The organism is Streptomyces sp. S6 (genome assembly GCF_054880855.1).
Genome location: NZ_JBTYMC010000042.1, coordinates 1 through 23477 on the forward strand (window position 1 = coordinate 1; position 23477 = coordinate 23477).

At 69.8% G+C, this 23477-nt stretch carries 22 protein-coding genes and 1 pseudogene; 14 read left to right on the plus strand and 9 right to left on the minus strand.

The window, feature by feature from the left end; genetic code table 11:
* Nucleotides 1-552: pseudogene (locus tag ACVNF4_RS08685) on the minus strand (bifunctional adenosylcobinamide kinase/adenosylcobinamide-phosphate guanylyltransferase); the annotation flags it as partial.
* 143 nt (nucleotides 553-695) lie between these two features.
* Between ACVNF4_RS08685 and ACVNF4_RS08690 the strand changes: the two are divergent.
* Nucleotides 696-908 (plus strand): hypothetical protein, encoded by a 213-nt coding sequence (locus ACVNF4_RS08690; RefSeq protein WP_461802116.1) that lies wholly within the window; start codon nucleotides 696-698, stop codon nucleotides 906-908.
* A gap of 41 nt (nucleotides 909-949) precedes the next feature.
* Here ACVNF4_RS08690 and ACVNF4_RS08695 read toward each other — a convergent pair whose 3' ends face one another.
* Nucleotides 950-1603 (minus strand): class I SAM-dependent methyltransferase, encoded by a 654-nt coding sequence (locus ACVNF4_RS08695; protein ID WP_461802146.1) that lies wholly within the window; start codon nucleotides 1601-1603, stop codon nucleotides 950-952.
* Between ACVNF4_RS08695 and ACVNF4_RS08700 the strand changes: the two genes are divergently transcribed.
* Nucleotides 1538-1726, plus strand: coding sequence for a hypothetical protein (locus ACVNF4_RS08700; protein ID WP_461802147.1), 189 nt, complete (start codon nucleotides 1538-1540; stop codon nucleotides 1724-1726). The genes ACVNF4_RS08695 and ACVNF4_RS08700 overlap by 66 nt on opposite strands.
* 17 nt (nucleotides 1727-1743) lie before the next feature.
* On the opposite strand, the gene ACVNF4_RS08705 is transcribed toward ACVNF4_RS08700, so the two are convergent.
* On the minus strand, nucleotides 1744-2370 hold the full coding sequence (locus tag ACVNF4_RS08705) for a DUF3043 domain-containing protein (protein WP_461802117.1): 627 nt from the start codon (nucleotides 2368-2370) through the stop codon (nucleotides 1744-1746).
* Nucleotides 2371-2599: 229 nt separating this feature from the next.
* On the opposite strand from ACVNF4_RS08705, the gene ACVNF4_RS08710 reads away from it, so the two are divergent.
* Both ACVNF4_RS08710 and pspAA read left to right on the plus strand, forming a co-directional pair.
* Nucleotides 2600-3382 (plus strand): PspA/IM30 family protein, encoded by a 783-nt coding sequence (locus ACVNF4_RS08710; RefSeq protein WP_461802118.1) that lies wholly within the window; start codon nucleotides 2600-2602, stop codon nucleotides 3380-3382.
* Between the two features lie 22 nt (nucleotides 3383-3404).
* Nucleotides 3405-3683 (plus strand): PspA-associated protein PspAA, encoded by a 279-nt coding sequence (gene pspAA, locus ACVNF4_RS08715; protein WP_461802119.1) that lies wholly within the window; start codon nucleotides 3405-3407, stop codon nucleotides 3681-3683.
* On the opposite strand, the gene ACVNF4_RS08720 is transcribed toward pspAA, so the two are convergent.
* Nucleotides 3670-4116 (minus strand): VOC family protein, encoded by a 447-nt coding sequence (locus ACVNF4_RS08720; RefSeq protein ID WP_461802120.1) that lies wholly within the window; start codon nucleotides 4114-4116, stop codon nucleotides 3670-3672. The two genes, pspAA and ACVNF4_RS08720, sit on opposite strands and share 14 nt — an antisense overlap.
* A gap of 150 nt (nucleotides 4117-4266) precedes the next feature.
* On the opposite strand from ACVNF4_RS08720, the gene ACVNF4_RS08725 reads away from it, so the two are divergent.
* The 5 genes from ACVNF4_RS08725 to ACVNF4_RS08745 all read left to right on the plus strand — a co-directional run bounded on the left by ACVNF4_RS08725 (nucleotide 4267) and on the right by ACVNF4_RS08745 (nucleotide 12874).
* Nucleotides 4267-5490 (plus strand): sensor histidine kinase, encoded by a 1224-nt coding sequence (locus ACVNF4_RS08725; protein ID WP_461802121.1) that lies wholly within the window; start codon nucleotides 4267-4269, stop codon nucleotides 5488-5490.
* Nucleotides 5487-6167: a response regulator gene (locus tag ACVNF4_RS08730; RefSeq protein WP_461802122.1), complete on the plus strand. Its 681-nt coding sequence runs from the start codon at nucleotides 5487-5489 to the stop codon at nucleotides 6165-6167. Before ACVNF4_RS08725 ends, ACVNF4_RS08730 begins: the two co-directional genes overlap by 4 nt.
* 156 nt (nucleotides 6168-6323) lie before the next feature.
* Nucleotides 6324-9419, plus strand: a complete 3096-nt coding sequence (locus tag ACVNF4_RS08735; RefSeq protein ID WP_461802123.1) for an efflux RND transporter permease subunit — start codon at nucleotides 6324-6326, stop codon at nucleotides 9417-9419.
* A gap of 85 nt (nucleotides 9420-9504) precedes the next feature.
* Nucleotides 9505-11760 carry a serine/threonine-protein kinase gene (locus tag ACVNF4_RS08740; RefSeq protein ID WP_461802124.1) on the plus strand — a complete coding sequence of 752 codons (2256 nt, stop codon included), beginning with the start codon at nucleotides 9505-9507 and terminating at the stop codon, nucleotides 11758-11760.
* 118 nt (nucleotides 11761-11878) lie between these two features.
* Nucleotides 11879-12874 (plus strand): PLL family lectin, encoded by a 996-nt coding sequence (locus ACVNF4_RS08745; protein WP_461802125.1) that lies wholly within the window; start codon nucleotides 11879-11881, stop codon nucleotides 12872-12874.
* Between the two features lies 1 nt (nucleotide 12875).
* On the opposite strand, the gene ACVNF4_RS08750 is transcribed toward ACVNF4_RS08745, so the two are convergent.
* Complete coding sequence (locus ACVNF4_RS08750; RefSeq protein ID WP_461802126.1) at nucleotides 12876-13448, minus strand: Uma2 family endonuclease; 573 nt, start codon at nucleotides 13446-13448, stop codon at nucleotides 12876-12878.
* 139 nt (nucleotides 13449-13587) lie between these two features.
* Complete coding sequence (gene nadA, locus ACVNF4_RS08755; RefSeq protein WP_461802127.1) at nucleotides 13588-14772, minus strand: quinolinate synthase NadA; 1185 nt, start codon at nucleotides 14770-14772, stop codon at nucleotides 13588-13590.
* Between the two features lie 242 nt (nucleotides 14773-15014).
* On the opposite strand from nadA, the gene ACVNF4_RS08760 reads away from it, so the two are divergent.
* Nucleotides 15015-15371, plus strand: coding sequence for a HesB/IscA family protein (locus tag ACVNF4_RS08760; RefSeq protein WP_461802128.1), 357 nt, complete (start codon nucleotides 15015-15017; stop codon nucleotides 15369-15371).
* Between the two features lie 91 nt (nucleotides 15372-15462).
* On the opposite strand, the gene ACVNF4_RS08765 is transcribed toward ACVNF4_RS08760, so the two are convergent.
* The gene (locus ACVNF4_RS08765; RefSeq protein ID WP_461802129.1) at nucleotides 15463-17259 is read right to left on the minus strand and encodes a hypothetical protein; all 1797 of its coding nucleotides are present in this window, start codon (nucleotides 17257-17259) and stop codon (nucleotides 15463-15465) included.
* A 130-nt stretch (nucleotides 17260-17389) separates the two neighbouring features.
* Nucleotides 17390-17602: a hypothetical protein gene (locus ACVNF4_RS08770; RefSeq protein ID WP_461802130.1), complete on the minus strand. Its 213-nt coding sequence runs from the start codon at nucleotides 17600-17602 to the stop codon at nucleotides 17390-17392.
* Nucleotides 17603-17733: 131 nt separating this feature from the next.
* Between ACVNF4_RS08770 and ACVNF4_RS08775 the strand changes: the two genes are divergently transcribed.
* On the plus strand, nucleotides 17734-18708 hold the full coding sequence (locus ACVNF4_RS08775) for a carbohydrate kinase family protein (RefSeq protein ID WP_461802131.1): 975 nt from the start codon (nucleotides 17734-17736) through the stop codon (nucleotides 18706-18708).
* A gap of 84 nt (nucleotides 18709-18792) precedes the next feature.
* On the opposite strand, the gene ACVNF4_RS08780 is transcribed toward ACVNF4_RS08775, so the two are convergent.
* Nucleotides 18793-20103 carry an aminotransferase class V-fold PLP-dependent enzyme gene (locus ACVNF4_RS08780; RefSeq protein ID WP_461802132.1) on the minus strand — a complete coding sequence of 437 codons (1311 nt, stop codon included), beginning with the start codon at nucleotides 20101-20103 and terminating at the stop codon, nucleotides 18793-18795.
* Nucleotides 20104-20357: 254 nt separating this feature from the next.
* Here ACVNF4_RS08780 and ctaC point away from each other — a divergent pair, with 254 nt between their 5' ends.
* The 3 genes from ctaC to ACVNF4_RS08795 are packed head-to-tail and all read left to right on the plus strand — an operon-like array spanning nucleotide 20358 to nucleotide 23439.
* On the plus strand, nucleotides 20358-21317 hold the full coding sequence (ctaC, locus tag ACVNF4_RS08785) for an aa3-type cytochrome oxidase subunit II (RefSeq protein WP_461802133.1): 960 nt from the start codon (nucleotides 20358-20360) through the stop codon (nucleotides 21315-21317).
* Complete coding sequence (gene ctaD, locus ACVNF4_RS08790) at nucleotides 21314-23044, plus strand: aa3-type cytochrome oxidase subunit I (protein ID WP_461802134.1); 1731 nt, start codon at nucleotides 21314-21316, stop codon at nucleotides 23042-23044. Before ctaC ends, ctaD begins: the two co-directional genes overlap by 4 nt.
* Entirely contained in the window at nucleotides 23041-23439 is a 399-nt protein-coding gene (locus tag ACVNF4_RS08795) for a cytochrome c oxidase subunit 4 (protein WP_461802135.1), read from the plus strand. Before ctaD ends, ACVNF4_RS08795 begins: the two co-directional genes overlap by 4 nt.
* Nucleotides 23440-23477 lie beyond the last annotated feature (38 nt).

A 23477-nucleotide genomic window follows, 5' to 3' on the forward strand; every position in this document is an offset into this window, starting at 1 on the left:
GACGTCGTGATCGAGGTGGACGGCGACGACGTCCGTCGCCGGCCCGACGGCGTCCACCGCCCGCAGCCGCGCGAGCGCGTCCGGCCGCCCGACGACGTCCAGGAGGACCAGGTCGTACCGCTCGGACTCCTCCAGTCCCGCAGGCGCTCCCCCCGGCGGCAGATACAGCAGCCGCTGCCCGTCCGGCCCGGTCACCGCGTACCCCGTCCCCCCGGCGTCCATCGCCACCGCCCGCACCCGATGCCCCGTCAGCAGGGCCAGCTCCCGCCCGTCCGGGACGCGTCCGGGACGGGGGAGGCCCAGGGGGACCTCGACGGCCGGGCCGGCGTGCGGATGCGACAACAGCACCTGCCGCACCCCGCTCAGCGAATGCCCGGCCCGAGCGGCGGCGAGCGCGGCGCCGGGCGTGAGATCGAGCAGCAGAGCCCCGTCCACGAGCACGGCGGTCGCGGCCCGAGCGGCCTCCCCGAGAGACAGCGCGCAGACAGCACAGGGACAGCCGGGCCGGGGAAGCCCGGCGGGGGCACCGGTACCGAGCAGAGTCAATTCCACGGACCGATTTTCACCTGAAGGGGGACCGCACGCGCGCCACGAAATGCGACTGCCCGCAGGAACAACCAGGAAGCCCCCTTCGCCCCGCCCCCCGAACCACATACTCTGGGCAACCGGACCAAGATCAGACCCAGGAGGCGTACATGGCGGCATGGACGTGGCGGTTCGAGAAGGCCGACGGGACGGAGGTCCAGCCCGCGGTGGAACCGGAGGAGTTCACCACGCAGGGGGACGCCGAGTCCTGGATCGGAGAACAGTGGCAGGCGCTCGCGGAAGGCGGCGCCGACCAGGTACGGCTGTTCGAGGACACCACGGAGATCTACGGCCCCATGAGCCTGCACCCGGCCGACTCCTGACCTGCGCCCGCCCGGTGGGAACCCTCACCGGGCGGCAACTCTCAGCCCCGCACCCCACACAGGTGCAACAGCGCGGCGACCCTCCGATAAGGATCCGTCCGCCCCGCCCGCTCCTCCGCCGCCAGCAGCGGCGCGAGCTCCTCCGGCGACGGCACCATCGCGTCGTCCGGAGCCGCGTCCGTGAACACCCGCACCCCGTACCACGCCTGAAGCGGCGCCCCGATCCCCCCGAGCGCGTCGGTCAGCGCCGCGAGACGGTCCGCCCGGACATCGAGGCCCAGCCGGTTCGTGTAGTCGACGGAGTCGAACGCGGCCTGCGCGGTCACCCAGTCCCCGGACAGCCCCGGCCGCATCGCGAGCGCGTCGCCGTTGCGCACGAGGAGGGACACCATCCCGCCGGGCGCCAGCATCCGCCCGAGCCCGGCGAGCAGCGCGTCCGGATCGGGGACGTACATCAGCACGCCGTGACACAGGACGACGTCGAAGCTCCCCGGCAGAAAGTGCACGCCGGTCTCCCGGCCGTCACCCTCTATGATCCGCACCCGCTCCCGGATGCCCTCCGGCTCACCCGCGAGCGCCTCACGGGCGGTCGCCAGCATCAGCGGGTTCTGTTCGAGGCCGGTCACCTGATGCCCGAGCCGGGCCAGCCGCAGCGCCTGCGTGCCCTGCCCCATCCCGACGTCCAGCACCCGCAGCCGCCGCCCGACGGAGTACCGCCCGGCTATCTGCTCGTCGAGCTGGCGTGCGACCAGTTCCTGACGGACGACGTCCCGCAGCCCGCCCAGCCGGTCCAGCCAGGCCTCGGCCGCGTCCCCTGAGAACGACGGCGTAGCGCTCAGAGCTTCGCCCCCCGCTTGACCTGCGGCTTCGGCAGGCGGAGCCGGCGCACCTGGAGGGAACGCATGAGCGCGTACGGCACGGCGCCCTTGTGGGACTCCTCCGGGAAGCGCTCCGTGAGCTGCTTGCGCAGCCGGAACGTGATGACGACCGAGTCGAGCACGATCATGACGATCAGGACCAGCCACAGCAGCAGCGACAGCGTCTGGAGCTGGGCCACGCGCACGATGCTCATCGCGAGGATGACGACGGCCATCGGCAGGAACGTCTCCGCGACGTTCAGCCGGGAGTCGATGAAGTCGCGGGTGAACCTGCGGACCTTGCCCTGGTCGCGCGCGGGCAGGTACCGCTCGTCACCGCCGGCCAGCGCCTCGCGCTGCTTGTCCAGCTGACGCCGGCGCTCCTCGCGCTGTCGCTGGGCCGCCTCCTTCCGCGTCATCGGCGTGTTGGAGACGCTGCGGCGCTGGGAACGGGCCTCACTGCGCTTCGGCGTGGGCCGGCCCTTGGGGGCCTGCGGGTCTCGGGTCTGCGTGGAGTCGGCCGGCGCCTCTACGGCGGCGGCCTTCTCGTCCTTGGTGGCGCGGCTACGGAACACAAAACCCAAGGGTAAGCGTTCCGGACGCATGGACCCCAGTCGGGCGGGGAACGATCCGGCAACGCCGGACGTCCTGTAAGGCGAGGGCGGTGACCAAGGGGTCCACCTACTCCTTACGCCGGATCGGGGGCGGGCGCAGTCGTCCTTGGGGAGGAGCGCATCCGTCCCGGAACAGTGCGTCAATGGAGGCAGGGCCCGTACTGTGGGTTCTGTCGCAGATCGTGAGCTGGAGTCTGTCAGAAGGGGGCGCGCGAAGCCCATGAGCGGTGTCATGAAGCGTATGGGGATGATCTTCCGCGCGAAGGCGAACAAAGCCCTTGACCGGGCCGAGGACCCGCGCGAAACCCTCGATTACTCGTACCAGAAGCAGCTGGAACTGCTCCAGAAGGTCCGCCGGGGCGTGGCCGACGTCGCCACCTCCCGCAAGCGCCTGGAGCTCCAGCTCAACCAGTTGCAGTCGCAGTCGTCCAAGCTGGAGGACCAGGGCCGCAAGGCGCTCGCCCTCGGCCGCGAGGACCTCGCCCGCGAGGCGCTCTCCCGGCGCGCGGCGCTCCAGCAGCAGGTCACCGACCTGGAGACGCAGCACTCCACCCTCCAGGGCGAGGAGGAGAAGCTCACCCTCGCGGCCCAGCGCCTCCAGGCCAAGGTGGACGCGTTCCGCACGAAGAAAGAGACCATCAAGGCGACCTACACCGCCGCCCAGGCCCAGACCCGGATCGGCGAGGCGTTCTCCGGCATCTCCGAGGAGATGGGCGACGTCGGCCTGGCGATCCAGCGCGCCGAGGACAAGACCGCCCAGCTCCAGGCCCGCGCCGGCGCCCTCGACGAACTCCTCGCCTCGGGCGCCCTCGACGACCCCACGGGCCTCGCCAAGGACGACATCCAGACCGAGCTGGATCGCCTCTCCGGTGGTACGGATGTAGAGCTGGAGCTCCAGCGCATGAAGGCCGAGCTGGCCGGAGGCCCGTCCGCCGCCCAGCAGGCCATCGAGGGCGGCACCGGCCAGCAGCCGAAGGACACCCCCCGCTTCGACAAGCAGTAGGGGCCACGCCAAGGAGGGCGACATGATCGTACGGATCATGGGGGAAGGCCAGGTGGAGCTGGCGGAGAGCCACCTCCCCGACCTGAACGAACTGGACGACGAACTCCTCGCCGAACTCGAATCCGGCGACGAGCCCGCGTTCCGCCACACCCTCACCGCCCTCCTGGACGCGGTCCGCCACCTGGGCGCTCCGCTCCCGGACGACGCCCTGGAACCCTCGGACCTCATCCTCCCCGGCCCCGACGCGACCCTCGAAGAGGTCCGCGCCATGCTGAACGACGACGGCCTCATCCCCGGCTGACAGCCCCCGGCGGTCTCTCCTCCCCGAACACCCAGGGCGCCAGCACGACGACCCACCCGTCCGGGTCCTCGAACAGCACAGCCCCGTGCCGGTCCCAGTAGGGGTTGGCCGGCGGAACAGGGCTGTGCCCACGCTCGACGAGCCGCGCGACAGCCGCCGCCAACGCCTCCGGCCCCCGCAGATACAGCACGAGCTGATTCTCGGGGTGAGCCTCGGGAATCCCGCTCCCGCGATGCTGAAGCAGCTCCATGTTCACCGGCGCCCCCGGCAACCCCAGCACGACCCCGTCATACCCGTCGTGATCCCGCCACTCCGCAAGCACCGGCAGCCCCAGCGCATCCCGGTAGAACACGAGAACGTCGTCGTAGTGAGCGGTGGGCCGAGCGAACCGGACGGCACCGACGTCGAGGTGGGAAGGCCAGGAGTGAGTCATGGGGAAATGCTGGCAGGGGCGGGAGGGAACGGAGATCGGCCCGCAGCAGTAATGCGGAAGGAACCTGGGCCTAGGCCCTACGACGCAGACAACCCGCACCCGGCACCCGACAGATTCCCACCCCCACAATCCCCGCCGTATTTTGGCAACGTGAGCACACTCGACCGCGCCCGCGGCAACCTCAAGGCGCACCCCCTCGCCCTGGACGCCACCCTCGCGGCCGGCGTCCTCGTGTGCATGCTGGCCGGCAGCTTCGTGGAGCCGCACGGCGACCGAGCCGTCAGCTGGGGAATCCGCACCCCCGACCCCCTGAGCCTCCTCCTCATGACCCTCGGCGCGATAGCCCTGATCTTCAGGCGCCGCGCCCCCATCCGGGTCCTGGCGGTCGCCTCGGGCCTCTCCCTGGTGGAGTGCCTCACGGCGGGCGACCCCCGTGCCCCGGTCGTGATGTCGGCGGTGATCGCCCTCTACACCGTCGCGGCGTCCACGGACCGCTCCACCACCCTCCGCCTGGGCGTCCTCACCGTCACCGTCCTCACCGGCGCCGCGATGCTGGCCGGCCCCCTCCCCTGGTACGCGCAGGAAAACCTCGCCGTCTTCGCCTGGACCGGCATCGGAGCGACGGCCGGAGACGCCGTCCGCAGCCGCAGAGCCGTCGTCCAGGCGATCAGGGACCGCGCGGAGAAAGCGGAACGCACCCGCGAGGAGGAGGCGAGGAGAAGGGTCGCGGAGGAGCGCCTCAGGATCGCCCGGGACCTGCACGACGTCGTCGCCCACCACATCGCGCTCGTCAACGTCCAGGCAGGAGTCGCGGCGCACGTCATGGACAAGCGCCCCGACCAGGCGAAGGAAGCCCTCGCGCACGTCCGGGAGGCCAGCCGCTCGGCGTTGAACGAACTCAGGGCGACCGTGGGCCTGTTGAGGCAGTCCGGCGACCCGGAGGCCCCCACCGAGCCCGCCCCCGGTCTGGGCCGCCTCGACGAACTCGCGGACACCTTCCGCAACGCGGGCCTGCTGGTCGAGGTCGCGAGAGCGGACCAGGGCACCACCCTCCCCGCGGCCGTGGACCTCGCCGCCTACCGCGTCATCCAGGAAGCGCTGACGAACGTCCGCAAACACGCCGGCTCCGACGCGAAGGCGGAGGTCAGCGTCGTCCGCGTCGGCCCGAACGTCGAGGTCACCGTCCTGGACAACGGGACGCCGTCCGACGAGCCGCCGGGGGAGAGCGGGGGAGGACACGGACTGCTGGGGATGCGGGAGCGGGTCTCCGCGCTGCGGGGGACCCTCACCACCGGCCCCCGCTACGGAGGCGGCTTCCGGGTGCATGCGATCCTGCCCGTCAAGACGACCAGCAAGGCGGAGCGCCCCTTATGACACCGATCCGAGTCCTCCTCGCCGACGACCAGGCGCTCCTGCGCAGCGCGTTCAGAGTGCTGGTGGACTCCGAACCGGACATGGAGGTCGTGGGGGAGGCGTCGGACGGCGCGGAGGCGGTGCGCCTCGCGAAGGAGCGGCACCCCGACGTCGTCCTGATGGACATCCGGATGCCCGGCACGGACGGCTTCGCGGCGACGCGGATGATCAGCGCGGACCCGTCGCTGGCACAGGTGCGGGTCGTCATACTGACCACCTTCGAGGTGGACGACTACGTCGTGCAGTCCCTGCGCGCGGGCGCCTCCGGGTTCCTCGGCAAGGGCAGCGAACCGGAGGAACTGCTCAACGCGATCCGGGTCGCGGCGGGCGGCGAGGCGCTGCTCTCCCCGGCGGCGACGAAGGGCCTCATCGCGAGGTTCCTCGCGCAGGGCGACGACGACCCGCAGGACCCCGTCCGCGCGGCCCGCCTGGAGGCGCTGACCGTCCGCGAGCGCGAGGTCCTCGTGCAGGTCGCCGGGGGACACACCAACGACGAGATCGCCGAGCGCCTCGAAGTCTCGCCGCTGACCGTGAAGACGCACGTCAACCGGGCCATGGCCAAGCTCGGCGCCCGCGACCGCGCGCAACTCGTCGTCGTCGCCTACGAATCGGGCCTGGTACGCCCGAGGGTGGAGTGACGTTCGCACGGTCGTACTGCGGGCGGAGTAGGCGGCGGATAAGGAACGGGACCTCCGAGCGACAAAACCCGGTGTGACGATGAACCAGGGTTGGAGAACGGCTTCCGCTGCTCACGGAAAAGCTTCTGCCGCTCACAGAAGAGAGAACTCCCGCCCATGTCCCGGCTGTCCAGGTTCAGCCTCGCCCAACGCGCCCTGATCGGGCTGATGTCGCTGGTCGCGCTCGTCTTCGGGCTGATCGCGATACCCCAGCTCAAACAGCAGCTCCTGCCCACCATCGAACTGCCCGTCGTGTCGGTCGTCGCGCCGTACCAGGGCGCCTCTCCCGACGTCGTCGAGAAGCAGGTCGTCGAGCCCATCGAGAACAACCTCGAAGGCGTCGACGGCATCACCGGCGTCACCTCCACCGCCTCCGAGGGCAGCGCCGTCATCATGGCGTCCTTCGACTACGGCAACGACACGAAGCGCATCGTCGCCGACGTCCAGCAGGCCGTGAACCGCGCCCGCGCCGGGCTGCCCGACGCCGTCGACCCGCAGGTCGTCGCGGGGTCCACGGACGACATCCCGACCGTCGTCCTCGCCGTCACCTCCGGCAAGGACCAGCAGGCCCTCGCCGACCAGCTCGACTCGACGGTCGTCCCCGCGCTGCGGGACATCGACGGCGTCGGCCAGGTCACCGTCACCGGCGTCCGCGCCAAGCGGGTCACGGTCACGCCGGACGACGCGAAGCTCGCGGCGGCCGGTCTGACCACCCAGTCGCTGGCCCAGGCCCTCCAGGCGGGCGGCGTCACGCTCCCGGGCGGCTCCTTCGACGAGGCGGGCGCGAACCGCACGGTCCAGATCGGCGGCGGCTACACGTCCGTCCAGCAGATCGCGGATCTCCGCGTTCCCGGTAAGTCCGTCAAGGTCAGCGATGTCGCCGCCGTCCGCGAGGGCGAGGCCCCGGCCGACTCCATCACCCGCACCGACGGCAAGCCCAGCCTCGCGGTGTCGGTCACCATGGCCCACGACGGCAGCGCGGTCACCATCTCGAACACCGTCGAGGACAAACTCCCGGGCCTGCGCAAGGACTTGGGCTCCGGCGCCGAGATCACGGTCGTCAGCGACCAGGGCCCGGCCGTCTCGAAGTCCATCAAGGGCCTCACCACCGAGGGCGGGCTCGGCCTGCTCTTCGCGGTCCTCGTCATCCTCGTCTTCCTCGCGTCGGTCCGCTCGACGCTGGTGACGGCCGTGTCGATCCCGCTGTCCGTCGTCCTCGCGCTGATCGTGCTGTGGACGCGCGACCTGTCGCTGAACATGCTGACGCTGGGCGCGCTGACGATCGCGATCGGGCGGGTCGTGGACGACTCCATCGTCGTCCTGGAGAACATCAAACGGCACCTCGGCTACGGCGAGGAGCGGGAGACGGCGATCATCACGGCCGTCCGCGAGGTCGCGGGAGCGGTGACGTCGTCCACGCTGACGACCGTCGCCGTGTTCCTGCCGATCGGGCTGGTCGGCGGCATGGTCGGCGCCCTCTTCGGCTCCTTCAGCCTCACGGTGACGGCGGCCCTGCTGGCGTCGCTGCTCGTGTCGCTGACGGTCGTGCCGGTCCTGTCGTACTGGTTCCTGCGCGCGCCGAAGGGCACGCCCGAGGACGCGGCCGAGGCCCGCCGGATCGCCGAGGAGAAGGAGGAGAACAGCCGCCTCCAGAAGGCGTACGTCCCTGTCCTCAGGTTCGCGACGGGCCGCCGGCTGCTGAGCGTGGGGATCGCGGTCGTGATCCTGCTCGGCACGTTCGGGATGGCGCCGCTGCTCAAGACGAACTTCTTCGACCAGGGCGAGCAGCAAGTCCTCACGGTCAAGCAGGAGTTGAAGCCCGGGACGAGCCTCGCGGCCACCGACGCCGAGGTGAAGAAGGTCGAGGCGCTCCTCGCCGGCACCAAGGGCGTCAAGGACTACCAGGTCACCATCGGCTCCTCCGGCTTCCTCGCGGCCTTCGGCGGCGCCACCGACAGCAACCAGGCGTCCTACCAGGTCATGCTGGAGGACTCCGCGTCCTACACCGACGTCCAGAAGCGCGTCGAGGACGGTCTGAAGAAGCTCGGCGGCGCCGGGACCACCACGGTCTCCGCCGGGGACGGCTTCGCCGCGCAGGACCTCAGCGTCGTCGTCAAGGCGGCCGACGGGGACACCCTGCGCACCGCCTCCGAGGAAGTCCGCAAGGCGGTCGCCTCCCTGAAACACGTCACCGACGTCACCAGCGACCTCTCCCAGAGCGTCCCCCGCATCTCCGTCAAGGCCAACGACAAGGCCGCCGCCGCGGGCTTCGACGACCAGACCCTCGGGCTCGCGGTCGCACAGGCCGTGCGCGGGACGACGGCGGCGAAGGCCGTCCTCGACGACACCGAGCGCGACGTCGTCATCACCTCGGCGAAGCCGGCGACGACGCTGGCGGAGCTGCGGGCTCTGCCGCTGGGCCCGGTGAAGTTGGGTGACGTGGCGACGGTTGCCGTCGTCGACGGCCCGGTGTCGATGACCCGCATCGACGGGCAGCGCGCCGCCACGGTCACCGCCAAGCCGACCGGCGACAACACGGGTGCCGTCAGCGCCGATCTCCAGGCGAAGATCAAGGCCCTGAAGCTGCCCGACGGTGCCCGCGCCGAGATCGGGGGCGTCTCGTCCGACCAGGACGACGCGTTCAAGAACCTCGGGCTCGCCATGCTGGCCGCCATCGCGATCGTCTTCATGCTCCTGGTCGCGACGTTCCGCTCATTGGCTCAGCCACTGATCCTCTTGGTGTCCATCCCCTTCGCGGCAACGGGCGCGATCGGCCTCCTGCTGATCACCGGCACCCCGATGGGCGTCCCCGCGATGATCGGCATGCTGATGCTGATCGGCATCGTGGTGACCAACGCGATCGTGTTGATCGACCTGATCAACCAATACCGCTCCCAGGGCCACGGCGTGGTCGAGGCCGTCATCGAAGGCGGCCGACACCGCCTCCGCCCCATCCTCATGACAGCCCTCGCGACAATCTTCGCCCTCCTCCCGATGGCCCTCGGCGTCACCGGCGAGGGCGGATTCATCTCGCAGCCGCTGGCCGTCGTGGTGATCGGCGGACTGATCACATCGACACTGCTGACACTGCTGCTGGTGCCGACGCTGTACGCGATGCTGGAACTCCGCAAGGAGCGGCGGGCGGCGAAGAAGGCGGCGAAGAGGGGTGTCACGCCGGACACCGTGAAGGAACCGGAACCGGCAGGCGTGTAACCGCCGACGCTCCCGATGTCCCCTCCCCCACAACCTTTCCCTATCCTGTGATCAGGAACGGCTGTGCGGGGGAGGGGAACGGGGCGTGGTGTTGCGTGAGGGGGATCCCGAGGCGCTCGGTGAGTATCGGATCGTCGACCGGCTCGGGGCGGGTGGGATGGGGGTCGTGTACCGGGCGCGGTCCCGGTCCGGGCGGGAGGTCGCCGTCAAGGTCGTTCATGACCAGTACGCCGCCGACGTCGTGTTCCGCGCCCGCTTCCGGCAGGAGATCGCCGCCGCCCGCAAGGTGAGCGGCGCGTTCACCGCCCCGGTCGTGGACGCCGATCCGGACGCGGAACGCCCCTGGATGGCGACCCAGTACGTACCCGGCCGTTCCCTCGCCGCACGGGTGCGGGACGACGGTCCGCTCACCGGCGTTGAACTGCGCAGGCTGGCGCTCGGGTTGGTCGAGGCGCTGCGGGACATCCACCGCGCAGGCGTCGTCCACCGCGACCTGAAGCCGGCGAACGTCATGTTGGCGGACGACGGCCCCCGGGTCATCGACTTCGGCATCTCCCGGGCCGCCGAGAACCAGCAGCTCACCGAGACCGGGCACATGATGGGCACGCCGCCGTTCATGTCCCCGGAGCAGCTCACGGACGCGCGGACGGTCGGCCCCGCCTCGGACGTCTTCTCGCTCGCCGCGCTCCTGACGTACGCGGCGACCGGCCGGGGCCCGTTCGACGCGGAGAGCCCGTACATCGCGGCCTACCAGGTGCTCACGGACGAGCCCGTCCTGGACGGCGTCCCCAAGGCCCTCCACGACTCCCTCGCCCTGTGCCTCGCCAAGGACCCGGCCGCCCGCCCCACCCTCGACACCCTCGCCCCGGCGTTCGTGACGGCCCTGCCGGAGGGGGACACGGACGACGCGCTGACGGTCGCGCACCGGCCGCCGGACCCGGTCCGCACGATGCTGCGGGACGCGGCACCGGAGACGGCGTGGACGAACCCGGCCCCGGCCCCCGTCTCCCTGGCCCCCGTCTCGGCGGAGCCCGCCCCGCAGGCACCCACGCCCCGCCGCCGCTCCCGCCGCCTCCCGCTGCTCGCCGGGGTCGTGGGGGTACTGGCCGTCGCACTCCTCGCCTACTTCTTCGTCCCCCTCATGAACGGCAAGGCACACACCGCGACCCCCTCGGCGAGCCCCTCGCCGGACCGCTGGGCCAAACTCCCGGCGGACTGGAAGCCCTGGCAGACGACAGTGTTCGCGACCGCCGAACGCGGTGTGAAGAAGGCCCCGGAGGACGCCGCGAACAACGGCGGCAACGCGCAGCCGATCTGCGTCGAGGGCGCCGACTCGGTCTTCTGCACGGGCAACGAGGTCTTCCCCGTCCGCGTCGACGCGGCCACCGGCCGCACGCTCTGGCGTGCCGCCGCACTCCCCGAGGGCGCGGCGGTCAATCGCTACGGCGCCGCCCCGCTCGGCGTGCGCGACCGTACCTTCCTCGTCGTCGAGAGCATCATGAACGCCGCCGGGAACGACTCGGTCTCCCGCGTCGCCGCGTACGACGTCGACACCGGCAAGCGCCTGTGGTCCCGCCCGTCCCAGGCAGGGCTCGCCGACCCCACGGTCGTCGGCGAGGTCGTCATCGTCCCCGACGGCGGCGCCGTCACCGCGCGGGACCCCCGCACCGGCAACGAGATGTGGACGCTGACCCAGCCCGTCGGCTACGGCTGCGAGTACCGTGCCGACGGCACCGCCCTCCACGCGGACTGCACGAACTACCACACCGCGTCCGGCGCGGACCGCGTCCTGTTCACCGTCGACCCCGTCGACGGCTCGACCGGCCGCCTGCGCTCCGCCCCCTCGGCGAAGGCGGCCTTCGCCGGGACCCTGGACGACGGCCGACTCGTCTATGCCGAGCTCAACGACGACAGGACGTTCACCCGGATCGACTTGGTCGACCCCGCCGCAGGCACCGCCCGCGTCATCACCCTCGCGGAGCCCCAGCAGGGCAGTCCGGCCGTGGTCCACGGCGTCCTCTGCTTCGTCACCTCCAGCGGCCGGGTCACCGGCGTCTCCCCACTCACCGGCGCGCGCCGCTGGCAGACCGCGACGACCCTGGAACGGCCCACCCCTCCCGTCGCCGACGGCCTGCGCAGCCTCTTCATCACCACCGCCAGCGGACGCGCCGCCGCGCTCGACGCCGCGTCCGGCAAGCTCCTGTGGGAGACCCGGCCCCGGGCCGCCCAGGCCGACTTCTACAGCGGCTCCCGTCGGGTTCCGCTCCTCGCCCGGGGCGCTCTCATCGTCCCCACCCCCGACGGCACCCTCTTCAGCCTCGATCCCGCGCACCCGAACTGATGTGAAAGGCCCCCGCGGGCCTGGCCGGAACAGGACTCACCACCCACAGCGAGGCGTGCCACGCTTTCGCCTCGCACCGGTGAGTTCCCCTTTCCTGACCAGAAAGCAGGGCAGTCGCATGGCACTTCCAAGACGCCGGATCTCCCGCCTGATCGCCTCCGCCGCGATCGCCTCCGCACTCCTCGCCGCCCCCACCCTCGGCCTCTCCGCACCGGCCACCGCAGCGCCCGCCTCCGCCCCCGTCCGCGTCGCCGCCGTCTCCCCCTTCGGCTCCTCCATCGGCTCCGCCCGCAACGCCGACGGCCGCCTCGAACTCTTCGGCACCAACAGCGCGGACGACATCTGGCACCGCGCGCAGGTCAGCTTCGGCAGCGCGAGTTGGTCCGCCTGGACCCAGTTCGACGGCGCCCTGCGCTCCATCGCCGCCGAGACCAACGCGGACGGCCGCATCGAGGTCTTCGGCGTCAACGGCGCGGGCCAGGTCTGGCACCGGTCCCAGGTGACACCGGGTGGCGCCTGGTCGGCGTGGGTCCAGTTCGACGGCGCCCTGTCGTCCATCGCGGCGGCCCGCAACGCCGACGGCCGCTTGCAGATCTTCGGTGCGAACAGCGCCGGTCAGATCTGGACGCGTACACAGACCGCGATCGGCAGCGCGAGTTGGTCCGCCTGGACCCAGCTGGACGGCGGCCTCTCCCAGGTGGCGGCCGAGACGAACGCCGACGGTCGTATCGAGCTGTTCGGCGTCAACAGCTCCGGCCAGGTCTGGCACCGCTCCCAGACGACCCCCGGCGGTGCCTGGTCGGCGTGGGTCCAGTTCGACGGCGCCCTGGACTCCATCGCGGCGGCCCGCAACGCCGACGGCCGGTTGCAGATCTTCGGGTCCAACAGCTCGGGCCAGGTCTGGACGCGGTCTCAGACGACGATCGGCGGCGCGTGGTCGAGTTGGGTCCAGTTGGACGGGGGTCTGTCACAGGTCGCGGCCGAGACCAACGCGGACGGCCGCATCGAGCTGTTCGGCGTCAACAGCTCCGGCCAGATCTGGCACCGGTCACAGAGCACGCCGGGTGGCGGGTGGTCGAACTGGGTTCAGTTCGACGGGGCGTTGAGGCCGTAGCTCAGAGGAAATGGGCGGTTTCGAGGTCGAAGCCGAAGGGTTCGGGGAGGGGGACGGACTTACCGAACGGCACGGTGGTGTGCTGGCGGTAGTCCTCCTTCTCCGGCTCGCTGAAGAGGGTGACGGAGGAGCGGTCACGGTCGATGAGGAGGTACAGCGGGATGCCGGAGCGGGCATAGCAGCGGCGTTTGAGTTCGCGGTCGGCTTGGGGCCTGGTGGAGGTCACTTCCAAGACCATGGCGACGCCGTCGGAGGGCATCCAGGAGTCGGCGCCACGGAAGAGGCGCAGGCTCTCGGGTGCGAAGGTGCCGTCGGGGATCACATGGTCTTTGGGGTGGCCGTCGGTCAGTTGCAGTCCCTTGTTCCCCGAGAACTGCATATCGACCTGGGACTTCCGGATCACTTGGCTCACGATCAAGCCGATGTAGTCCTCGTGATCCCCGTCCGGCGGCGGCGTCACAACGATCTCCCCCTCGATCAGCTCCGCCCGGAAACCCTCCGGGACGCCCAGGGCGAGAAAACCCTCCAGCAGGATGTCTTCCTGCGTGAACGGCTCATGGGCCATGGCAGTCATGTCACGCCCCTCCCTTTTCTGTCGCTCGCCAGACTGGGACATCAGGGATCACCTGTCCGAGAAATCGGAGACCGTTCCCTCGATCGTGGCACACGATGACGACCGGGGCCCGCATGTGCTAAGCCCCGGTCGTGAGTCTTTACGGCAGCGCCAGCATCCGCTCCAGCGCCAGCTTCGCGAACTTCTCGGTCTCCTCGTCGACCTCGATGCGGTTGACGAGTTTCCCGTCGGCCAGGGACTCCAGCGTCCAGACCAGGTGCGGCAGGTCGATCCGGTTCATGGTGGAGCAGAAGCAGACGGTCTTGTCGAGGAAGACGATCTCCTTGCCCTCGGGAGCGAAGCGGTTCGCCAGGCGGCGGACGAGGTTCAGCTCGGTTCCGATGGCCCACTTGGAGCCCGCCGGGGCCGCTTCCAGGGCCTTGATGATGTACTCGGTCGAGCCGACGTAGTCCGCGGCGGCGACGACCTCGTGCCGGCACTCGGGGTGCACCAGCACGTTCACCCCGGGTATCCGGGCCCGCACGTCCTGCACGGACTCCAGGCTGAACCGCCCGTGCACGGAGCAGTGCCCGCGCCAGAGGATCATCTTCGCGTCCCGGAGCTGCTCGGCGGTGAGGCCGCCGTTCGGCTTGTGGGGGTTGTAGAGGACGCAGTCGTCCAGGGACATCCCCATGTCCCGCACGGCGGTGTTCCGCCCGAGGTGCTGGTCGGGCAGGAAGAGCACCTTGGAGCCCTGCTCGAACGCCCACTCCAGCGCCCGCTGGGCATTGGACGACGTGCAGATCGTCCCCCCGTGCCGCCCGGTGAACGCCTTGATGTCGGCGGAGGAGTTCATGTACGAGACGGGCACGACCTGATCGGCGATCCCCGCCTCCGTCAGCACGTCCCAGCACTCGGCGACCTGCTCGGCGGTGGCCATGTCCGCCATGGAGCACCCGGCGGCGAGGTCGGGAAGGACGACCTTCTGGTCGTCGGACGTGAGGATGTCCGCGGACTCGGCCATGAAGTGGACACCGCAGAACACGATGTACTCCGCCTCGGGCCGAGCCGCGGCGTCCCGCGCCAGCTTGAAGGAGTCGCCCGTGACGTCCGCGAACTGGATGACCTCGTCGCGCTGGTAGTGGTGGCCCAGCACGAACACCTTCTCCCCGAGCCGCTCCTTGGCCGCGCGGGCCCGCTCGATGAGGTCCGGGTCGGACGGCGAGGGCAGGTCGCCGGGGCACTCGACACCCCGCTCGCTGCGGGGGTCGGCCTCGCGGCCGAGCAGCAGGAGGGCGAGCGGGGACGGCTGGACGTCGAGCTGGGTGGTCTGGGCGGTGGTCACGGCACGCACCCTTTCTACTTTTCGTCGATCTGACGCTATCTATCATAACGCGGTTAGTGTCACTTTGACGATGGTCATAGCGTCGATGTGACGTGAATCCCTACGAGGCGTTTTCGACCCCGGGGGCCGTGTGCGAGCATGAGAAGAGAAACGAACGGAAACGCCAGCCCCGGAATGAATCCGGGCCCCCGACGGTTGCAACCGTCGGCAAGCAGTCTCCGTACAACCCGGGAGAGATGTAGATGTCCGTATCGGACGAGACCAGCACCGCCACCGACGGCATCCTCTTGAGTGACGCCGCCGCGGCCAAGGTCAAGGCGCTGCTCGACCAGGAAGGCCGCGACGACCTCGCCCTGCGCGTCGCCGTCCAGCCCGGCGGCTGCTCCGGCCTGCGTTACCAGCTCTTCTTCGACGAGCGCTCGCTCGACGGCGACGTCGTCAAGGACTTCGACGGCGTCAAGGTCGTCACCGACCGCATGAGCGCCCCCTACCTCGGTGGCGCCTCCATCGACTTCGTCGACACCATCGAGAAGCAGGGCTTCACGATCGACAACCCCAACGCGACGGGCTCTTGCGCCTGCGGCGACTCGTTCAGCTAAACAGCGCGAAAGCTGAGCGGCACGAAAGCTGAGCGGCACGAAAAAGGCGGCGCCCCCTGCGAAAAGGGACGCCGCCTTTTTGTGTACGCGTTTACTGCACGGACGTCTCCGAAGGCAGCCGAGCCCCCGGCTTCACCACCGGAATCGCGGCCCCGTCCACCCCGACGACCTTCCGGTCACCGAGCGGCTTCTTCAGCTCGACCGTCTTGTCGTACTCCTTGGCGATCATGATGCAGACCCGGTCCTTCCACGGCGTCTCCGTCACGACGACCTTCACCTGAGCGTCGCTCTCCTGCGCCCGCACGCTGTAGTCCCCGCACACCCCACCCGTGAACCGCACGGTCAACTCGCTCCCGGACACGCTGTATCCGTCCACCTTCACGTTGTGCGGCAGCGACTTGCCCGGCGCCGAAGGGGCCGGATCCGCCTGACCGGCCAGGTACTTGGGGTCCACCGCCGGATACGACACCACGTACGGCTCGGCCGCCTGCACGGTGAACATCCAGGACGGCACCAGCAGTTGACGCCCCTGCGAGGTGTGCGCGGCCAGCCCGAACACCGCGTCCGTCACCTTCGCCACCGACGGCTTCGCCTCCTTGGAGACCTGCCCGCAGGGCTGCTCAAGGCGGTCCTTCAGCGGCATCGGCGTCGCACAGCCGCCGATCCCCATCCGATGCGTGTTGTTCTGCGCCGCGTTGAGCATCTCCAGCGTCCGCTCGGCGCTCAGCACCGGATACGCCGCCCCCTTCACCGGCGCCGCCAACTGCCCGGTCCCGCTGACGACTTCACCCTGGCTGTTGACGGTGATCCCGGTCGTCCACCCGTTGGTCGGCAGCTTCCCCAGCACCGGGTCCGCGTTCACCACCCGCTGCGCGCCCGCCGTCTGGCTCGCGTCGACCTTCGCGTCGTCCTGCCCGACCGCCTTCAGCACCGGCGCGGCGGCGGCCTCCGCCTTGGCCACGCTCACCGGCGGGGCTGTCGTGTCCAGCGGCGACATCGGGCAGACCTTGCCGCCGGTGCAGTCGTCCGTGCCGGGGGCGTACCGCGTGAACGTCCACATGCCGGGGGCCGTGCGGTTCACCCGCAGGACAGGGCCGGTGCCGTCCTGCCCGGCGCCCACCCGCCACGCGGGCCCCTCCACGACCGGCGCACCCTCGATGCCGAGCGCCTTCGCGAGCCGCGTGACCTGCGCCTCGTCGACCTCGCCGGTCGCCCAGTAGACCGACGCGGAGGTGGGGCCGCCGGGGAGGGTGCCGGTCGCCTGGAACGTCGTCCCGTACGGGTTCGGCTCGCCGGGGGCGATGCCGTTGCCACCGGAGCCGTTGCCGCTGCCTGCCTGGGGGTTGATGCCGTCCAGCCTGAGGACCGGCGGCGGACCGTCGTCCGCATCGCTCTTCGCCGGGGCCCCGGCCGCCTTCTCGTCCGGTCCGGCGGAGGCGTTCGACGCGATCAGGGCTCCGCCGGCGCCGATGAGGAGGACGGCGGCGGCAGCGGCGGCGGCGATCAACGCGGACGGCCGTCGACGCCGGGCGGCGAGCTCGTCGCCGGGCACCTCGGCGGGAGCCTCCTCCACAGGGCCGGGGCGCCGGATGCGGTCGCTGTCGTCGGCGGGGGCGTCCTTGCCGTCCTCGGCGACGGGGGAGGGGGCGGGCGCCTCGGCCTCCGAAGCGCCCTCCTCGGATTCGCCCTCGGCCTTGTCACTGACCTCGGCCTCTGCCTCGGCCTTGATCAGCGAGTGAGTCTTCGGGGTGTCCGTCTCCGGCACTGCGGCGGGCTTCTCCGAGGGCTGCCCAGCCTCCGCCTCGGCCTCCGCGTTCGTCTCCTCCGCCGCCGTTTCCTCCGGCGTCGGGGACGCGGTGCCGTCGTGGTCGGGTCGCTCGGTGTTCACCGCATCGCTCCTTTTGCTGCGCAACTGTTCCGTGGGGGGCGGCAGGCGGGGCGTACCCCGCCTCCCCTTTACGGGGGACAGCGATTCGACGCAGTGGGGGAGCGCACGGTTCCCTCGGACGCGCCCCGGATCAGCCGGCGTAGTCCGGCATGGCGTCCAGCAGGCGGGCGGAGGCGGGCGGGACCGTCACCCCGAGGATGCGGGACGGCGGGACGGGACGGTCGGAGGACTTCTCCGGAGCGGCCCAGTGCGGCACCATACGAGCACAGTCACCGCGCAGCGTCGCGAGCCCGATCTCAAGTTCCGCCTGAGCCGCGGTCGAAGATCCGTCGAAAGTAGTCATGTCGCACGGTAGGCCGGTTCCGGCCGACGGAGAAAGATCTACTATCGGGTAGTTTCGCCCGCTTCTGTGGTCTCACCCGAACGGGTAGCGTGAACTGTCATATCACCTCCCCCCTCTGGAGAGACCCCGCCGTGCGCATCGCAGTCACCGGCTCCATCGCCACCGACCACCTCATGACGTTCCCCGGCCGATTCGCCGACCAGCTCGTCGCGGACCAGTTGCACACGGTTTCGCTCTCCTTCCTCGTCGACCAGCTGGAGCTGCGCCGAGGCGGCGTCGCCGCGAACATCGCCTTCGGCATGGGCCAGCTCGGCACGGCTCCCGTCCTCGTCGCCGCCGCCGGCTCCGACTTCGACGAGTACCGCGCCTGGCTGGACCGCCACGGTGTCGACACGGCCTCCGTCCACATCTCGGAGACCCTCCACACCGCGCGCTTCGTCTGCACCACCGACGCCGACCACAACCAGATCGGCTCCTTCTACGCCGGCGCGATGAGCGAGGCGCGGCTCATCGAGCTGAAGACCGTCGCCGACCGCGTCGGCGGGCTCGACCTCGTCTCCATCGGCGCGGACGACCCCGAGGCGATGCTCCGTCACACCGAGGAGTGCCGGACCCGGGGCATCCCCTTCGCCGCCGACTTCTCCCAGCAGATCGCCCGCATGGACGGCGAGGAGATCCGCATCCTCCTCGACGGCGCCGCCTACCTCTTCTCCAACGAATACGAGAAGGGCCTCATCGAGACCAAGACCGGACTCACCGACGCCGAGATCCTCGAAAAGGTCGGGTACCGGGTGACGACCCTCGGTGCGCGCGGCGTCCGCATCGAGAAGGCCGGGGAGCCGGTCATCGAGGTCGGGTGCCCGGAGGAAGAGGCCAAGGTCGAGCCCACGGGTGTCGGCGACGCCTTCCGCGCCGGGTTCCTGTCCGGGCTCGCGTGGGGGGTCTCGCTGGAGCGGGCGGCTCAGGTCGGGTGCATGCTCGCGACGCTGGTCATCGAGACTGTGGGGACTCAGGAGTACACGTTGCGGCGTGGGCACTTCTTGGAGCGGTTCGCCAAGGCGTACGGGGACTCGGCTGTGGAAGAGGTACGGGCTCACTTGGGTTAAGTGGGTGCGTTGTCGGGTGCGGGTGGGCTGTGGCTGGTCGCGCTCACGCGGCGGTAGCCGCAGATCAGACACAGCCCCGCGTCCCTAAAAAGCACGACGGACCAGGTACGTTGACCCGTCACCCTGCACGTACTCGTGGCCCGTCATCTCGCACCATGCCGGGATGTCCAGGCGGGCCGCCTCGTCGTCCGCCAACACCGTCACCACCGCCCCCACCTCCACATTCCTGATCGCCTTCGCCAGTTCGATCACCGGAATAGGGCACCGCTTCCCCAGCGAGTCGACGACCGTCCCCTGGACGGGTGACACCGACGCCCCCAACTTCTCCCGCACCCGCGCCACCACCCCCGGCAACACGTCCAGGAACCTCTCCACGTCCGCCTCCGCCACCCCCACCGGCAACGACACCCGGACGTTCCCCTCACTCAGCACCCCCATCGCCTTGAGCACATGGCTCGGCGTCAGCGTGTCGCTGGTGCAGGAGGACCCGGAGGACACGGCGAACCCCTCACGGTCCAGCTCGTGCAGCAACGTCTCCCCGTCGACGTACAGACAGGAGAACGTCACGATCCCCGGCACCCGCCGCTCCGGATCCCCGACAACCTCCACATCGGGGACGACACGGGCGACCCGTTCCCGAATCCGCCCCGCCAACTCCCGCACCCGCGCCCCCTCGACGTCCGCCTCGGACTGAACGGCCCGCAGCGAGGCGACAGCCGCGACGATGGCCGGCAGATTCCTGAACTCCTCATCCTCCCGGGGAGCGAACCGCACCCCCTTCCGCACAGCGAGCACCCCCACCCCGCTGGGCCCACCCCACTTACGGGCACTGGCGGCCACCACGGACCACCCCTCCGGGACAGCCCCCCACCCCAACGACTGGGCGGCGTCCACCAACAAAGGCACGTCCCCACACACCTCAGCCACCTCGGCCACCGGCTGCAAGGTCCCCACCTCATGATTGGCCGACTGCAAACAGGCGAGAGCGGTATCCGCACGCAACGCTTCCGCGTAAGCCGCCACTTCGACACCCCCCATCCGCCCCACCGCCACCCGAGTCACATCCCCCTCCCACCCCTCGGCCATATGGAGCACGGACGAATGCTCGACCGATGACACGATCAGGTGACTCCCGACGCGCCGCCGCCCCGCCAACACGCCAGCCATACCCAACTGAACGGCCCGAGTTCCGGAAGAAGCGAACCGAACCTCATCGGCCCGACACCCGATGGCTTCGGCGGCAGCTTCCCGAGAGGCATCAAGAAGCACCCGAGCCCGACGCCCGGCCTGATACAACTTCCCAGGATCAGCCCACCCGTCATCCAGAGAGGCCAACAGAGCCTGACGAGCAACGGGATGGAGAGGAGAACCGGAAGCGGCGTCAAAGAATGGCACCGGTTCACGGTAACGCCGTTAGGGGCGCGGGGAACTGCGCGATCAACCACATACAGACCCGCAGCCGCCAAACCAGCGAACCCCCCGAGTCACTAGGCACCCCTCCCCGCGAACCCCCGGAGGGCGTCAGCTAGGGTTTGCTCCGCATAAACATCCAAACCCCTGCCCGACGCAGGGCGGCGCCCGGCCCCCGACCACCGACGGAGTCAGGCCGCAGCCAACCCGCGCGGGCGAGACTCTCGGGAAGGCGCTACGTGAGTCCCAACGGCTCCGACCGCTCGCCGCGGCGCCCGATGCGGCGGAAGCTGCTCCAGGCATTGACCGCGGGCCTGGTCCTGGCGACCGCCACCGGTTGCACATACAAGGACTTTCCCCGCCTTGGTATGCCCACCCCCACGACGGAAGAGGCGCCTCGCATCCTCTCCCTGTGGCAGGGGTCATGGGCCGCCGCGCTGGCCACCGGCGTGCTGGTGTGGGGCCTGATCTTGTGGAGTGCTTTCTACCACCGGCGCAGCCGCACCAAGATCGAAGTACCCGCACAGACCCGGTACAACATGCCTCTTGAGGCCCTGTACACGGTCGTGCCGATCGTCATCGTCTCGGTCCTGTTCTACTTCACGGCCCGTGACGAGACGAAGCTCCTGAGCCTGGAGAAGAAGCCGGACGTCACGGTCAACGTCGTCGGTTTCCAGTGGAGCTGGTGCTTCAACTACGTCGAGAACGTCCCCGGCGTGACCGGTGACGCGAAGACCGATGAGAACCTGGACGCCATCCCGGACCGGTTCAAGAAGGACTTCCCGGCGAACGCGGGCGGTGTCTACACCTGCGGTGTCCCCAAGGAGCGGAACCCGCAGACCAACAACCCGGGCCCGACCCTCTGGCTCCCCAAGGGCAAGACGGTCCGCTTCGTCCTGACCTCCCGTGACGTCATCCACTCCTTCTGGGTGGTGCCGTTCCTCATGAAGATGGACGTCGTCCCGGGCCACACCAACGCCTTCCAGGTGACCCCCAACAAGGAGGGCACCTTCCTGGGCAAGTGCGCCGAGCTCTGCGGCGTCGACCACTCCAGGATGCTGTTCAACGTGAAGGTCGTCTCTCCTGAGCGCTACGAGCAGCACCTCAAGGAACTCGTAGAGAAGGGGCAGACCGGTTACGTTCCCGCGGGCATCGAGCAGACCGCCCACGAGAAGAACCGGGAGACGAACAACCTGTGAGCATCCTCAACGAACCCCAGGGTGCCGACGCGGACTCGTACGAGAACGAGCTGCCGGTCCGGCGCAAGCAGCCCGGCAACGTCGCGGTCAAGTGGCTCACCACCACCGACCACAAGACGATCGGGACGCTGTACCTCGTCACGTCCTTCGCCTTCTTCTGCATCGGTGGCGTCATGGCGCTGCTCATGCGCGCCGAACTGGCCCGTCCGGGCCTTCAGTTCATGTCGAATGAACAGTTCAACCAGGCGTTCACGATGCACGGCACGATCATGCTGCTGATGTTCGCGACCCCGCTCTTCGCGGGCTTCGCGAACTGGATCATGCCGCTCCAGATCGGCGCCCCCGACGTCGCGTTCCCGCGGCTGAACATGTTCGCCTACTGGCTCTACCTGTTCGGCTCGCTCATCGCGGTCGCCGGCTTCCTCACCCCCCAGGGTGCCGCCGACTTCGGCTGGTTCGCCTACAGCCCGCTCTCGGACGCCGTCCGCTCCCCGGGCGTCGGCGCCGACATGTGGATCATGGGTCTGGCCTTCTCCGGCTTCGGCACGATCCTCGGCTCGGTCAACTTCATCACCACGATCATCTGCATGCGCGCGCCCGGCATGACGATGTTCCGCATGCCGATCTTCGTGTGGAACGTGCTGCTGACGGCCGTCCTCGTGCTGCTGGCCTTCCCGGTGCTGGCCGCCGCGCTGTTCGCCCTGGAGGCGGACCGCAAGTTCGGTGCGCATGTCTTCGACGCCGCCAACGGCGGGGCCTTGCTATGGCAACACCTCTTCTGGTTCTTCGGCCATCCAGAGGTGTACATCATCGCCCTACCGTTCTTCGGCATCATCTCCGAAGTCATCCCGGTCTTCTCCCGCAAGCCGATGTTCGGCTACATGGGTCTGGTCGGCGCGACCATCGCCATCGCGGGTCTGTCCGTGACGGTGTGGGCGCACCACATGTACGTCACCGGCGGTGTGCTGCTGCCGTTCTTCTCGTTCATGACGTTCCTCATCGCGGTCCCGACCGGGGTGAAGTTCTTCAACTGGATCGGCACGATGTGGCGGGGCTCGCTGTCCTTCGAGACACCGATGCTGTGGGCCACCGGCTTCCTGATCACCTTCACCTTCGGTGGTCTGACCGGTGTCATCCTCGCCTCGCCCCCGATGGACTTCCACGTCTCCGACTCCTACTTCGTGGTGGCGCACTTCCACTACGTGGTGTTCGGGACGGTCGTCTTCGCGATGTTCTCCGGCTTCCACTTCTGGTGGCCGAAGATGACGGGCAAGATGCTCGACGAGCGGCTCGGCAAGATCACCTTCTGGACGCTGTTCATCGGCTTCCACGGCACGTTCCTCGTCCAGCACTGGCTGGGCGCCGAGGGCATGCCGCGCCGGTACGCCGACTACCTGGCGGCCGACGGCTTCACCGCGCTGAACACGATCTCGACGATCAGCTCGTTCGTGCTCGGCCTGTCGATCCTGCCGTTCTTCTACAACGTGTGGAAGACCGCCAAGTACGGCAAGAAGGTCGAGGTCGACGACCCGTGGGGCTACGGCCGTTCGCTGGAGTGGGCGACCTCCTGCCCGCCGCCGCGGCACAACTTCCTCACCCTGCCGCGGATCCGCAGCGAATCCCCGGCGTTCGACCTGCACCACCCGGAGATCGTCGCGCTCGAACAGCAGCAGCTTGAGCACGCGCACGCCGGGGCCATCGCGGGCGGCAAGGAGGCCGGCAAGTGAAGGTCCAAGGCAAGATGTTCATCTGGCTGAGCGTCTTCGTCCTCGCCATGGCGGTCGTCTATGGCGTCTGGTCGAAGGAGCCGGCCGGTACGACGGCCCTCTTCCTCGCGTTCGGCCTGTGCATCATGGTCGGCTTCTACCTCGGCTTCACGGCCAAGCGGGTCGACACGGGCGCACAGGACAACAAGGACGCGGACGTCGCGGACGACGCCGGCGAGCTGGGCTTCTTCAGCCCGCACAGCTGGCAGCCGCTGTCCCTGGCCGTCGGCGGCGCCCTCGCCTTCCTGGGGGTCGCGGTCGGCTGGTGGCTGCTGTACTTCTCGGCGCCGCTGCTCCTGGTCGGGCTGTGGGGCTGGGTGTTCGAGTACTACCGCGGTGAGAACCGCACCCAGTAGCACCCGCTGAACGCCGTCGAGGCCGGACACTCCGTCAG